Below are 13,473 nucleotides of genomic sequence, written 5' to 3' on the forward strand. Positions count from 1 at the left end.
GAAGGAAACTTTGCCTACAATTTAGGACAGATACCCGGCGGCGCAACGCCGCAGGGCGAAAGGTTTACTCACCCGGCTCCAAGTCGGGCTTGTGCCGGGCCAGCACCTCGGCGGGCACCTCGATGAGACGCGGGATCGCGGTATACAGCAAGGCGACTTCCACCGACCGCCCGGGGAACGTGGCCTCGAGCGCTGCGGCGTAAGCGCCCATCTGGCGCAAAACGCCACGAGGCACGGCATCAATGTGGTCAGGCGGCCGGCGCGCACTCTTGTAATCGACGATGCGCACGCGATCCGGCTCGATGACGAGGCGGTCGATGGTGCCGGCAATGACCTGGCCGCCCACGACTGCTGCCACCGGAACTTCCGCAAGACTGTCCGGCGTGAAAAGGTCAGCCCAGGCCGGGTTCTCCAGCACCGCCAGTGCGCTGGCGAGCAGCGCGGCGCGGTCCTCCTGCGCAACATCGGCGGCATGTCGCTGCAGCCATGCTTCGCCGGCCGACCGGCGCGACGGCGGCGCTACATCGGGCAGGCGTTCCAGCAGCTTGTGGACCAGGGTGCCGCGGCGCGCGGCATCGCGTCCGGCCCCGGGCGGGAACGGCGGATCGGGCGCGTCCTCCTCGCCAAGGGCCGAGGGAGCCAGAGGCCGCGGCGGGCGCGGCTCGGCGGGTGGTGCGCGGTCCAGCCAGCGCGGCAGCGGTTCGCGCAAATCGAGTTGCGGCGCCCCCGTCTTCAGCGGCACCGGCTCTGCCAGGACGCCATGTTCGCACCGCCCACCCCAAATCGGATCGGCAAGGACGGCGTCTGTGGGAAAGAGCTGGCGCAGCCGGGCGTACCAGCTCTTCGGGCTCGGCTCGCCCTTATCGCGGCTGGTCAGGGCCCCGCCCACGAACAGCGCTTCCTCGGCCCGCGTCATCGCGACGTATAGCAGGCGCCAGTGCTCCTGTTCGTCAGCGCGTTTCCCTTCCTCGATCCGCTGGGCAATGCGGCCCTGCTTCTCCTCCTTCGACAAGGGCGGGAGCGGGATCAGACGAGTCTCGTTCGCCGGGTCGGGCAGATCTATCCCGCGTTCGCGCGCGTTATCCGGATTGGTCGTGGCGTCCGCAAGGATGACTATAGGTGCCTGCAGCCCCTTCGATCCGTGGACCGTCATGACCCTGACCAGACCGGCGGCATTGTCCGCTTCGCGCTTCAACTCGCCGTCACCCGCATCAAACCACGCGAGGAAGCCGGCAAGGCTTGGGGTGGCCGTGACGGCATAGGCCTTGGTCGCGTTCACCAGTTCGTCGATCGGATCGTTGGCTTCGGTGCCAAGCCGCGCCACCAGCCGGCGCCGCCCCTGCCATGGCCCCACGAGCAGCCACTGGAGGAGGTCCTGCGGCGGCGCGTAGTCCGCCCGGGCGAGAAGCTCGCCCAGCTGCAGCATGACGGCCGCGACCTCCGGCTCGCGCGAACGGCGCAGGTGCTCCCAAAGGCGGGCATGCTTGTCCCGGTAGCCATGAGCCAGCAACTGCTCCTGACTCCATCCCACCAGCGGTGACACCAGAAGAGCCGCCAGGTTGAGGTCATCCAGCGGCTGCACGGCAAAGCGCAACGCGGCGACCAGATCCTTGACCGCAAGCGGAGCCCCGAGCCGCAGACGGTCGACGCCGGCGACAGGCACACCCGCCGCATGAAGCCGTGCAACGATCAGCCCGGCGAGCTCCTTGCGCTGACGGACGAGCACCATGATGTCTTCCGCCCGGGCGCGGCGCGGCCGGCCTTTCACAAGCGTGAAACCCGGCCCCTGTTCATCCAGCCATTCCCGCACCTGAAGAGCGATGCGTTCCGCCATCTGGCGGTCGGGTCGGGAGAGCCAGTCGGGGGAGACGCCCTCCTCATCCGGCAGTTCGTCGTCCTCGCCACCGGCGACATCGCTGACGGGCTGCCAGACGGCGACGTAGCCGGGCCGCTCCTGCCCCTGGTGCCGCTCGGCCGGGCGGTCGAGGCCGAAGTTCTCGTGGCCGATTCCGGCGATGGCGCGATCCACGAAGTCGAGCACCGGCTGCGCACTGCGGAAAGACCGATCGAGGCCGTACTCGCGGAACTGGGGCGGCGTGATGGCGCTGCGAAGGGAACTGGCGTTATCCGCCGCCGCGCCCATCTCGCGACGGACGCGATCTGCGGCGCGGCGGAAATTCTCCGGGCTGGTGCCCTGGAAGCGGAAGATGGCCTGCTTGTAGTCACCCACGACGAAGAGCGTGCGCATGACATTCTCATGCTGGCCGAGCCCAGCCCAGAATTCGCCCGCCATCGCGAAGATGATGTCCCATTGCGCCGCGTTGGTATCCTGCGCCTCGTCGACGAGGATATGATCGAAGCGGCGGTCCAGCTTGTAGCGGATCCAGTCCGCCTGCGCCTGGTTGGCAAGAAGATCCGCCGCGCGGCGGATCTGGTCGTCGAAGTCGATCAGGCCTTCGCGCTGTTTCGCCGCGTCCCATGCCAGCGCGAAGGCACGCCCCAGACGCAGGGCAGGAACGAGGCGATCGGCAAGGGCGAGAAGCGCACGAGCCGCCCGGATCGCCAGCACATCCTCGATCACGCGCGCGCAGGAGTCCGCGTATCCGGGATCGAGCCTGTCCTGCGACGTCGTGGACTTGGGCTCGCCTTTCTGAGTGAGAAAGACCCGGGCAAGCGCCTCCAGCGCCTCCAGCCGCTGCGTGCCGGTACCAAGGAGCCACTCGCTGATCGCATCGACCGCCGTAAGCCCCGTCTTCGTCCCCCATTCGTTGTTGACGGCCATGCAGTGCCGCACCGACCGCACGTCGAAGGCGGCATCCTCGCACCTCGCCGCCAACCAGTCCCAGTCCGCTTCGGGAGGAAGGCCGAGCAGGCGGAGCACGTTGGCGCGCAGGTCGCCCGCTTGCCATCCGCCGGGACCGAACCACGCCTCACGGGCGGAGGCGCAGCGCAGCAGGAACGCCATGACCGCGTCCGGGCCGTGGCGCAGGGAAAGCTGCTCCACCGCCCTGAGCAGCGCGGGGTCACCTTTCAGGCCATCCTCGGCATCGACGAGCAGATCCGCCAGCACCTCACGCGCCAGCAAGTCACGTTCCCGATCTTCCATGGGCCGGCTGCCGGGGATGAGGTCCGCCTCCAGCGGGAAGGTCGCCAGAAGCCACTGCGAAAAGGCATGGATCGTGTCGATCCTCAGCCCGCCGCCCGGAGAATCCAGCACCGAGGCGAACAGCGTACGCGCGCGCGCGATGTTCTCAGGAGTCGCCTGTGCACCGATGGCGGCGAGGCGCATGCCAAGCTCGGCTTCGTGCAGACGCACCCACTCGGCAAGCGTGCCGTTGATGCGCGCCGCCATTTCCGTGGCGCCGGCCTTGGTGAAGGTGAGGCAAAGCACCTGCGAGGGGTCCACGTCCGGCTGGAGCAACAGGCGAAGCACACGCGAGGAAAGAACCTGCGTTTTGCCGGTGCCCGCCGAAGCGGAAAGCCACACCGTCTCCTGCGGGTCCACGGCCCGCATCTGGTTGCCGTGCAGCGGATGGACAGTTGCAGGACCGCTCATGCCCGGTCCGCTCCCGTTTCGGGATCGAGGGCGCCGAGCGAGGTGATCCACTCGTCCAGCCGCATCAGCTGATCGTAATCGGCATAGCTTCCCAGTTCAGGATTGAGCCGCGCGGTGAACGGCTCCTCGCCCAGAATCCAGCGATCGAGGGCGTCGTCGAGGTAACGCTGGGTTTCCGGCAGGAAGTCCTCCCGCGGGATTCCGGTCTTCTTCCGTCCCTCCCGCACTGGTTCGAACATGTAGCCCATTGCCCCGTCCCGGCCCTTGGCCATCGACCAGTACTCGAACGAGTCCGCCACGCCTTCGATGCCTTCAAAGCCGCCTTCCCTGGCAATCAGTGCGATGAGGCCGAGCTGAAGTGCGAAGCCCTCTTCGACCCGGCTGCCGGTGGGCGGCTGCCCGGTCTTGTAATCGACCACGGCAAGGCTGCCGTCCTCGCGCCGGTCGATGCGATCGGCGCGCCCGTGTATGCGCACGTCGCGGTAAAGCATGTCGCCCCACTGCTCCACGGCGATAACGTTCCGGCCGGCTTGCTTGCCCTCCAGGATCATGCGTTCGAAGGTTTCGAGCGCCGCCGACAGTCGGGGCCACCACAAGGCCCGCATGAGCGGATGGGCGTTCTGCTCCGTCAGCACCCCTTGCGCGATCGCGTGCAGACCGCCTGCGGGCTCCTTCGCCTCGTGCCAGCGTTGCATGATGAGGTGCGCAACTTCACCTTTCCAAGCCGCGCTGGGTTCGGCGTCGAGCCCATCGATGCTGCGCAGGCGGAGGATGGCGCTGGCGTAGAACTGGTACGGGTCCCCCCGCAGCCGGTCGAGCCCGGTCACTGACAAGTCCACCCGCCGCTGTTCTGCCGTCGGCAGGGGCTGGGGCCTGGGATGCGGAGCCACCGGAGCCGCATCGTCGAGCCGTCGCGCATGACGGACCGCCTCGCGTTCGACGTGGCGCTCCAGCTGGTCGCCGAGCATGGCCCTCACTCGAAGGACGAAACGAGAGGGGATCACCGGGCCGCCCTCGTCACGCTGCGCCCAGCTCAGCACGACCTGCGGCGCGCCGAGTGCCGCAGCAAGGTCGTGCGCGGCCAGGCCGATGCGGAAGTCCGCACCCGGCACGCCCAGCGCCCGAAGCACGGCGGGCGGAAGCAGGGCATCCAGCGATGCGCTGCCGGGCCAGACGCCCTCCACCAACCCGCCACAGATGACGAGATCGGCCCGGCTCATCCGGGCCTCCAGAAGGCCATAGATGGAGACACGCGGATGGCCGCCCCAGGGCGGCCTGACGGAAACCCGATCCATCACGTCGCGCAGGACGGCGTGAAGTTCACGCGGGTCCAGGAGCGTTCCAGCCGAACCAGCCGCCTCCCTCAGCTCTTCGAGCATGCTGCTAAGCGCCCGGCCGTCGGCGCCTCCCCAGAGGCTTTCGCCGCAAAGTGCCTCCGCGGCATCGGCCAGGAGGCCCAGCAGGTGGTCGAGCGGTTCCGTTTCCCCAAGGCTGAACAGCGGCGTCAGGATGCTCTGAATGCCGCCCCACCATTCCGCCACCTTTGCCACATTCGCCCGAGCGCCGATGGGATCGAGACCGATCCCCGGCCGCGGCCCGCGTAGCTCCAGATCCAGCTTGCGCGCGTTCTCAAGCCATCGCGCCCGGTTTTCGCCTGCACCCGCCAGTGGATGGACGAGCAAGGCAATCAGCGGGACAGGCGCAGCCTGCTCCGAAACCACCTCGGCCAGGAGCAGCAGCAGGCGTCCCGCCGCCGTCTGCGGCATCGGCCGGCCGGCGGTATCATCGGCGGCGATGCCCCAGCGCTCCAAGTGGCTGACCACCCGCGCCGCAAGGCCACGGTCGGGCGATATGAGCGCCACTCGCCGTTCCGGCGTTTCCAGCGCCTCGCGGATCAGCACCGCAATCGCCTGTGCTTCTTCCCCGGGATGCGCGCTTTCCATGAGGCGCACGCCGCTCAGCCTGCGTTGCTCGGCGGGAAGATTGACCCAGGCAGCCGATGCGCGAGGAGGCAGGAACAGGCTCGAGATGGCGCGACTGCGCTCCGGCGGCGCGGCGGCAAGGCCGGAGCGATGCCACGGCTGCACTTCATGGCGCGAAACGCCCATGCGGTTCAGCAGGAGCTTGAGATGGTACTGCGGGTGCGTGACAGCATCGCTGCGGCCGAACGGCGGATCTCCGTCATCAGCGGGCGCCCCGGCGGTGCCGAGTTCCGACCACACTTCGTCGGAAAGGGAAAGGTCTAGGTCCGGCAGGACCACCAGGCCTTGCGGCAGCTCGCTGACGACGCGCAGCAGCCGGGCCAGTGCGGGAGAGGCGCCCGTTACCCCCGCCGCGATGACGGGGTACGCGGGAGGCTGCACGCGCCAGCGCGCGGCTGCGTGATCGAACAAACGGTTGCGGCGCTCCGGCGCGTCAATCTCTCCCCTTGCGGCGAGTTCCGCGATCCAGTGCTGCTGGACCATGAGGAAGCTGCGCGTATTGTCCGTCCAGTGCCCGGCGAGATCGCCGACGATGCCGACCACGCGCTCCGACATCAGGTCGATTGGCGCTATCTCCTCCGCGATCAGGCGGTCCATCGTCCGACCGAGCTCGAAAGCGCGGCGCAGCAATGCCGCGCCCTTGCCCGCAGCGTCACCCTCCACTTCGCGCAGGTAGTGCGCGAGACGCAGCCAGCGACGGGTGCCGTCGGCCGCCGGAGGGATATCCGCTGCGCCGAGCGGATCGAGCAGCGGACCGACCGCCTCATCGAGATCCAGATCGCCCACCACCACCATGCGCGGCAGAAGAAGGCCGTTACCGGAATGACGGACGAAGGCCTCCGTCATGGTGCGCACCGTACGGCGGCTGGGCAGCAGCAGTGTCAGGCGGGCAAGGCCAAGCTCATCTTGCGTGTAGCGGGGCACGAGGCCCGCCACGAGCGCGTCGGCGAAGCCTCTGTGTGCGGCGATGGAATAGACCTTCGGGCGATCCTTCCCGCCCCCGGCCCGATCAGACACGAGTCAGCCATTCCTCGGTCGGCCTGATCGCCGACGGCTCCCCCACTTCGAACCACAAACCCATGTGCGAGATGCCGAAGAGCCGCCCCTCTTCAATTGCGCGGGACCAAAGGATATTGGTCGAGAACGGACCATCCGGCGCATCGCGAAGCAGGCGTCGGGACACAAGCTGGATGCCCGTGAAGATGAACGGCGCCACACGCCCCGGGCTACGACGGGAGACCAGGCCCGCCGGATCGAGGTGAAAGTCGCCCTCGCCCTTGTAATTGAGCGCACGGGTATGCGGCACCATCAGCAGCAGCGCATCCATTCGCTCGGCGTCCCACGCGGTGGAAAGCTCCGCAAAAACGTCATTCGGGCCATCGAGCCAGATGTTGTCGCTGTTGAGGCAAAAGAAGGGATCAGGAAGACGGTCAGCCGCCCTGACCATGCCGCCCCCGGTCTCGAGCAGCATGTCGCGTTCATCCGAGATGATAATCTGCGGCAGCGCCTTGCGCACGGCAAGGTGCCCTTCGAGTGCATCGGCCATGTAGTGGACGTTCACGACCGCCTTGGCGATGCCCGCGTTTGCAAGCTTGTCCAATGCATGATCGATCAACGACCTGCCCGCCACGCGCACGAGCGGCTTGGGCTGGGTGGCGGTCAGCGGACGCATGCGCTTGCCCAGACCTGCGGCCAGAACCATCGCGGTATCGCTGGCGAGCTGTTTCATGGTCATCGTGCGAAGCTACCCCCCTGCGCGGCCCGCAGTTCGGCTGGGATGTTCGCGTCGAACCAGGCCGCCACCGGCGCCAGCGCCGGATGCGCGAGGTCCCGCTCCAGCAAGGCCCACACGCGGGGGATAAGGTCGAGATAACGGGGCTTGCCGTCGCGCCGCCAGAGCCGCACGAAGATGCCTACGATCTTGGCGTTCCGCTGGGCGCCGAGGCGGGCATAATCCGCCAGGAAGCGGTCCACGTTCACGCCCGTCTTCTGGACGTAACGATCGAACATCTGCGCTTCGAGTTCCGCCGAGACATCGCGGCGCGCATCCTGCAGCAGCGACACCAGATCGTAGGCCGGATGGCCGACGAGAGCGTCCTGGAAATCGAGCAGCCCCTGCTTTTCGAGGCTCCCGATCAGCATGATGTTTTCGGCGTGGTAGTCGCGCAGCACGGTGACGCCGGGCCGTTGCCGTGGCAACAGGTCGGCCAGGGCGCGCTCCCACGCGTTGGTGAACCCGGCCGCATCGACATAGAGGTTTTGCGCGGTGCAGTACCAGTCGATGAACAGCTTCGCTTCCCGCAGGTATTCCGAGAGCGAGTAATCGAGGAACGGCCCGGCCGGCAGCTGATGCAGCTTCACAAGAGCATCGACCGCCGAGGAATAGACTGCGCCCTCATCGTCCGGCCACTGGTCGAGATAGTCGCGCATCCGCGCTTCACCGAAGTCCTCCAGCAGCACCAGCCCGCGCTCCGGCCGTTCCGCCAGGATGCGCGGCGCACGCATGCCATTGTCGTCCAGCCAGTGTGCGGCGCGCAGGAACGGCCCCGGATCCTCGTGGGGCGGCGGCGCGTCCATGAGCATCGCGGTTTCGCCACCCGCCTTGCGGATGCGGAAGTAGCGCCGGAAGGAGGCGTCGCCCGGCAGCGGCTCTACCGCTGCGCCTCCCCAGCCGGCGGTGGCGAGGAAAGCATCGAGGCCTTCGGGATAGTTCGGGTTTTCTAACGTCATACCGGCATCCGCCCTAGCCAATCCGCCCCGCCTTCGACAATGGCGATCCTGCCGTCCTCGACAACTTCCAGCGCGACCGAGAGGCAGCCTGGCTCATGCGCGAAACCGCCGGCGTGCTCCGGCCACTCGGCAATGAGCGCCGCGCCTTCCCGGTAATCGTCGAGGCCAATCTCATCGGCCTCGCCGGGATGATTCAGCCGGTAGAAGTCGGCATGGACCAGCGGCAGCCGCACCGTGGGCGGATCGTAAGGCTCGATGATGGCAAAGCTGGGCGAGGGAACCTCCCCGTCATGGCCGAGACCGGCGATGATCGCCCGCGCAAGCGTGGTCTTGCCCGCCCCAAGCCCGCCGGTGAGAGCGATCACATCCCCCGCCCGCAAGGCATCGGCCACGGCACGCCCAAACCGATCCATCGCGGCAAGATCCGGTAACGCGATCGTCCTCACAGTCTCACTTCCAGGGCAATTCGATAAGGGCGGTGGTGCCTTGTCCAGGCTCCGATACGAGGCGCAATGCCCCGCCATGTGCTTCAACCAGTTGGCGCGCGAGCGGGAGGCCGAGCCCGTCGCGGCTCTGCACCTTGCCGTCCGCCCCGACCTTCATCCCATCCAGCGCGCGGGCAAGGGTACGGCTGTCCATGCCCTGCCCCCTGTCCTGCACCAATATCTGCAGGCAGTCGCCTGCGGCACCCTTGCTGCGCGACAGTTGCACCAGCACCCGCTCGCCCTTGGGAGAAGCGGCGATGGCATTGTCGACGATGTGCCCGATCGCCCGGGCAAGCCGCCTGCTGTCTGCCACGATGGGGCGCAGCAGCCCTTTCGCCTGAAGGTCCAGCGTCACGCCGGCCTTTTGCAGGCGCCCCGCCCGCTCCTCCACCACGGCCCGGACGAAGGACATCGGATCCACCTCGTCGAACTTCAACGGCAGGAGACCCGCCTCGCTTTGCGAGAGGTCCAGCAGGCTGTCGATATGGTCGCCAAGATGCCGCGAAGCTTCGATGATGGAGTGGACATAATCCTTTCCGGGCTCGTTAAGATCGCCGCCCAGACCAAGGTCGAGCATCTCCGCGAAACCGCCGATGGAGGTGAGCGGCGTGCGCAGTTCCTTGCTCATGTTCGCGAGGAAGCGCGTCTTGATCGCATCCGCCTCGATCAGCGCCTGGTTGCTTTCGCGCAGCGCCTGTTCGGCCTTCATAGAGTCGGTTATGTCCAGAACCGCAAGAAGACCGTTCCCGTCCGGGAGGGGAACCCCGGCGTACTCCAGCATACGGCCATCAGAGAGCCCGATCCGCCCGCCGGTCTGTGTCCGGTCAAGCGTGGCGGCCCGCACGACATCGCCGACCATTTCCGCCTCCTCGGCGCGCTGGAGGCGCCCGGCGAGCTTCTTCAGCAGCGCCTCGATATGCGGATGCGTGTCAAGGAACTCGCTATCGAGGCCCCAGTCTGCGGCGAAGCGGCGGTTCCAGATCTGCATCCGCCCGTCCGGTGCGAAGACGGCAATGGATTCGAAAAGACTGTCGAACGTCGCGGTACGGGTGCGCAGCAGGGTGTCGCGGACGGCGGAGAGGCGGAGCTGCTCGGTCCTGTCCTCGACGATAAGCAGCAGGCCTCCGTCAGGGACAGGCTGCGCCACGATGCGCAGGTGCGTGCCATCGGCAAGCGCCCACGCCTCCTCCTGCGCGTTCCCGGCGGCGAACCAGCCCGCCCGTTCGCGTCGCCAGGCGGGAAAGTCCCGCACTTCCGGCACGCGGCCCACGTCGCGTGCGGCATCAAGGAGGCGCTCGAACGCGGGTGGGTCGATCATGACGCGCGGATCGAGCTTGAAAAGACGCTGAAACGGCTGGTTGGCAAAGGCCAGCCGGCGTTTGGCGTCGAATTGGGCGACCCCTGCGGAGAGCTGGTCCAGCAGCGCGCGTTGCGCGTCGCGGAACGCCCGGAACGACCGCGACATCTCCTCCAGGTCCTCGATGTCGATGGCATAGCCGGCGACACCATCCTCTCCCAGCGGCAGATCGCTGACACGCAGGGCACGGCGCTGCCCCTCGATCGTGGTCGATACGATACGCTCGATCGGTGTGCCCTTCTCCGCTGCCTTGCGGGCGACATGCGCGGGGGATAGACCGTCCACGGCCTCGATGAGTTCGATGCCCCTGGCGACCGCATCCTCCGCGTTCTTCGCCCCTACGGCAGCGACATAGGCATGGTTGACCAGTTGCAGTTCGCCATCGGGCCGGCGAAACCACATGGGCATGGGCGCGGCTTCGATGAGCGAGACGAGCGCGTGGAAATCACCCCGCGCCCGTGCCGCTTCGTCACGCAGCCGCACGAGCTCCATCTCGTTGTCCGAAAAGTCGAACACCCACACCAGCGCAGCCCCGCCCGGGGAGACCTGCGGATCGGCGAGGTACCCTCGCAAGGCGAGACTGCGGGTCGATCCATGGGGCGTCACCGCCATGCGGAACGGCGTTGCCGCCTTCTGGCATCGGCGCACCGCTTCCGTCAGCTCCGAAAGCTTGTCCGCCGGAAGACCGCGCCCATTGCCGTCCAGTTCCGACAGGTACTGAGGCACTTCGTCCAACCCCAGCCACTGTGCCAGCCGCGGGCCGGCCTCGATGCGGCCATCGGTCCGCACCAGCATGGGAAGCGCGGGTGATTCCTCAACCAGGCGGCTGAGGCGGCGTGCGGACCGCAGCTGGGTTTCGGCATGATGCTGACGCGATCGGGCCGACAGAACGGCCCAGGCAGCAGCGATCGTCCAGGCGCCGAGCAGGAGACCTATGAGGAGAGGCAGGAAGCGCGAAAATTCCATCGCGCACGGCTATGATGTGCAGGCGGCGCGGTGACAATGGGTGTTGGCGCGAAAAGCGGTCGATACGCCCCGGGCCGGGGGCGGCCGCGAGGCGCGAACGCGAAAGGCGCGCCCTTCCGGACGCGCCTTTCTTCGTGGCTCCTGCCCGATCAGTAGCGGTAGTGATCCGGCTTGAACGGACCAGCCTGCGGCACGCCGATGTAGTCGGCCTGCTTCTTCGAGAGCTTGGTGAGCTTCACGCCCAGCTTCTCGAGGTGGAGCGCGGCGACCTTCTCATCGAGGTGCTTGGGCAGCACGTAGACGCGGTTCTCGTACTCGTCGTTCTTGGTGAACAGTTCGATCTGCGCGAGCGTCTGGTTGGTGAAGCTCGACGACATGACGAAGCTTGGGTGGCCGGTGGCGCAACCCAGGTTCACGAGGCGCCCCTTGGCGAGGACGATGATTTGCTTGCCGTCCGGGAAGGTGACGAGGTCGGTGCCCGGCTTCACTTCCTTCCAGTCGTAGTTGTCGAGCGCCGAAATCTGAATCTCGGAATCGAAGTGACCGATGTTGCAGACGATCGCCTTGTCCTTCATCGCCGACATGTGCTCGCCGGTGATGACCGCTTCGTTGCCCGTTGCTGTAACGAAAATGTCGCAGCGCGCGACGGCCTCTTCCATGGTGACGACTTCGTAGCCTTCCATGGCGGCCTGCAGGGCGCAGATCGGGTCGATTTCCGTGACCATCACGCGGGCGCCGCCCTGGCGCAGCGAGGCGGCCGAGCCCTTGCCCACGTCACCGAAGCCGGCCACGCAAGCCACCTTGCCAGCCAGCATCACGTCAGTGGCGCGGCGGATCGCGTCGACCAGCGATTCGCGGCAGCCGTAGAGGTTGTCGAACTTCGACTTGGTGACCGAATCGTTCACGTTGATGGCGGGGAACGGCAGCTTGCCGTCCTTGGCGAGGTGATACAGGCGGTGGACGCCCGTGGTGGTTTCTTCCGAGACGCCCTTGATGGCGTTGACGGTGCGCGAGAGATAGCCCGGCTTGGCCTTGAGGAAGGCGTTCAGTGCGCGCACGAATTCGATTTCCTCGGCGTTCGAGGGTTCGAAGAGCGTCTCGCCCGCTTCGACGCGTGCGCCCCAGAGCGCGAACATGGTGGCATCGCCGCCGTCATCGAGGATCAGGTTCGCGGTGAGATCGGGATTTCCTTCGCTCGACCAGTCGAAGATCTTGCCGACATAGTCCCAGTAGTCGGCCAGCGATTCACCCTTGATGGCGTAGATCGGGATGCCGGCAGCCGCAATGGCGGCGGCGGCATGATCCTGCGTGGAAAAGATGTTGCAGGTGGCCCAGCGGACCTCTGCACCCAGCGCCACCAGCGTCTCGATCAGCACGGCGGTCTGGATGGTCATGTGCAGCGAACCCGTGATGCGGGCGCCCTTCAGCGGCTGCGACGCGCCGAACTCCTCGCGCAGCGCCATCAGGCCCGGCATCTCGGTTTCGGCGATGGCGATCTCGGTGCGACCGAAGTCGGCGAGCGAGATATCGGCGATGGCGTAGTCGGGGGCAGTGGTCATAGTGGCCACGGGAAACTCCTGATCGTAGTAGGCTCGGCACGAGTGGCCGACGATGCGTGTCCGTACCCTGTCCGAGGGGACGAGGCAAATATAAAGATATCTTTATATGGCTGCCTGCAGCCGTGACACCGTTGCCGCGCGGGAAGCCACGCTTATATCTGGCCGCACCTCAAACTCCCCATCGAGCAAAGGACAAATGCCATGACCATCTCCGTCGGCGACAAGCTGCCCAGCGCAACTCTCATCAAGGTCGGCGAAAGCGGCCCGGAGCCTGTGCAGGCCGCCGATTACTTTGCCGGTAAGAAGGTCGCGCTCTTCGCCGTGCCCGGCGCTTTCACGCCGACCTGTTCCGCCAAGCACCTGCCTGGCTTTGTCGAGAAGGCGGCGGACCTCAAGGCCAAGGGCATCGATGAGATCGTCTGCACCTCGGTCAACGACGCCTTCGTGATGGGCGCCTGGGGCAAGGTTTCCGAGGCGCAGGACGTTACTTTGCTTGCGGACGGCAACGGTGAATTCGCGCAGGCCGTGGGCCTGACGATGGACGGCTCCGGCTTTGGCATGGGCACCCGCAGCCAGCGCTACTCGATGGTCATCAACGACGGTGTGGTCGAACAGCTCAACGTCGAGGCACCCGGCACGTTCGAGGTCAGCTCGGCGGATCACATGCTCGGCCAGCTCTGAGCCTTCCTCCACGTCCTACTGACGTGCGACAGGCGGTGCTCCCCCGGAGCGCCGCCTGTCTGCATGGGCATCGGGGGGGCGTTGGAACACCACGGTGGCTTGGCGACCGGCGTCGTCCGGTCTAGCACACCCGCCAGAAGAAGCGTCAGGGAAGCAT

Annotated in this window: 8 protein-coding genes; 1 reads left to right on the forward strand and 7 read right to left on the reverse strand. The window is 66.9% G+C overall.

Annotated features, from left to right (window positions below):
• Positions 1-64 precede the first annotated feature (64 nt).
• From addA to ahcY, 7 genes are all read right to left on the reverse strand, one after another.
• Positions 65-3,556 (reverse strand): double-strand break repair helicase AddA, encoded by a 3,492-nt coding sequence (gene addA / locus C2R25_RS16640; RefSeq protein WP_103730280.1) that lies wholly within the window; start codon positions 3,554-3,556, stop codon positions 65-67.
• Complete coding sequence (locus tag C2R25_RS16645) at positions 3,553-6,555, reverse strand: PD-(D/E)XK nuclease family protein (protein WP_103730281.1); 3,003 nt, start codon at positions 6,553-6,555, stop codon at positions 3,553-3,555. The genes addA and C2R25_RS16645 overlap by 4 nt, the downstream gene beginning before the upstream one ends.
• Positions 6,548-7,273, reverse strand: coding sequence for a nucleotidyltransferase family protein (locus C2R25_RS16650; RefSeq protein WP_103730282.1), 726 nt, complete (start codon positions 7,271-7,273; stop codon positions 6,548-6,550). The genes C2R25_RS16645 and C2R25_RS16650 overlap by 8 nt, the downstream gene beginning before the upstream one ends.
• Positions 7,270-8,268, reverse strand: coding sequence for an aminoglycoside phosphotransferase family protein (locus tag C2R25_RS16655; protein ID WP_103730283.1), 999 nt, complete (start codon positions 8,266-8,268; stop codon positions 7,270-7,272). Before C2R25_RS16655 ends, C2R25_RS16650 begins: the two co-directional genes overlap by 4 nt.
• A complete protein-coding gene (gene tsaE, locus C2R25_RS16660; protein ID WP_369825718.1) occupies positions 8,265-8,705 on the reverse strand; it encodes a tRNA (adenosine(37)-N6)-threonylcarbamoyltransferase complex ATPase subunit type 1 TsaE in 441 nt (146 codons plus the stop codon). The genes C2R25_RS16655 and tsaE overlap by 4 nt, the downstream gene beginning before the upstream one ends.
• Before the next feature lie 13 nt (positions 8,706-8,718).
• Positions 8,719-11,076, reverse strand: coding sequence for a PAS domain-containing sensor histidine kinase (locus C2R25_RS16665; RefSeq protein WP_103730285.1), 2,358 nt, complete (start codon positions 11,074-11,076; stop codon positions 8,719-8,721).
• 149 nt (positions 11,077-11,225) lie between these two features.
• Entirely contained in the window at positions 11,226-12,635 is a 1,410-nt protein-coding gene (gene ahcY, locus C2R25_RS16670) for an adenosylhomocysteinase (RefSeq protein WP_103730286.1), read from the reverse strand.
• Positions 12,636-12,836: 201 nt separating this feature from the next.
• Between ahcY and C2R25_RS16675 the strand changes: the two genes are divergently transcribed.
• Positions 12,837-13,316 (forward strand): peroxiredoxin, encoded by a 480-nt coding sequence (locus C2R25_RS16675; protein WP_103730287.1) that lies wholly within the window; start codon positions 12,837-12,839, stop codon positions 13,314-13,316.
• The last annotated feature ends 157 nt before the right edge of the window (positions 13,317-13,473 follow it).

This window comes from Novosphingobium sp. HII-3, assembly GCF_002916655.1.
GTDB classification, from domain to species: domain Bacteria; phylum Pseudomonadota; class Alphaproteobacteria; order Sphingomonadales; family Sphingomonadaceae; genus Novosphingobium; species Novosphingobium panipatense.

Bases quoted from the DNA above. Each gene is read 5' to 3' on its own strand.
- C2R25_RS16665 (WP_103730285.1), bottom strand. From the start codon at position 11,076: ATGGAATTTTCGCGCTTCCTGCCTCTCCTCATAGGTCTCCTGCTCGGC.
- addA (WP_103730280.1), bottom strand. From the start codon at position 3,556: ATGAGCGGTCCTGCAACTGTCCATCCGCTGCACGGCAACCAGATGCGG.
- C2R25_RS16675 (WP_103730287.1), top strand. From the start codon at position 12,837: ATGACCATCTCCGTCGGCGACAAGCTGCCCAGCGCAACTCTCATCAAG.
- C2R25_RS16655 (WP_103730283.1), bottom strand. From the start codon at position 8,268: ATGACGTTAGAAAACCCGAACTATCCCGAAGGCCTCGATGCTTTCCTC.
- C2R25_RS16650 (WP_103730282.1), bottom strand. From the start codon at position 7,273: ATGACCATGAAACAGCTCGCCAGCGATACCGCGATGGTTCTGGCCGCA.
- ahcY (WP_103730286.1), bottom strand. From the start codon at position 12,635: ATGACCACTGCCCCCGACTACGCCATCGCCGATATCTCGCTCGCCGAC.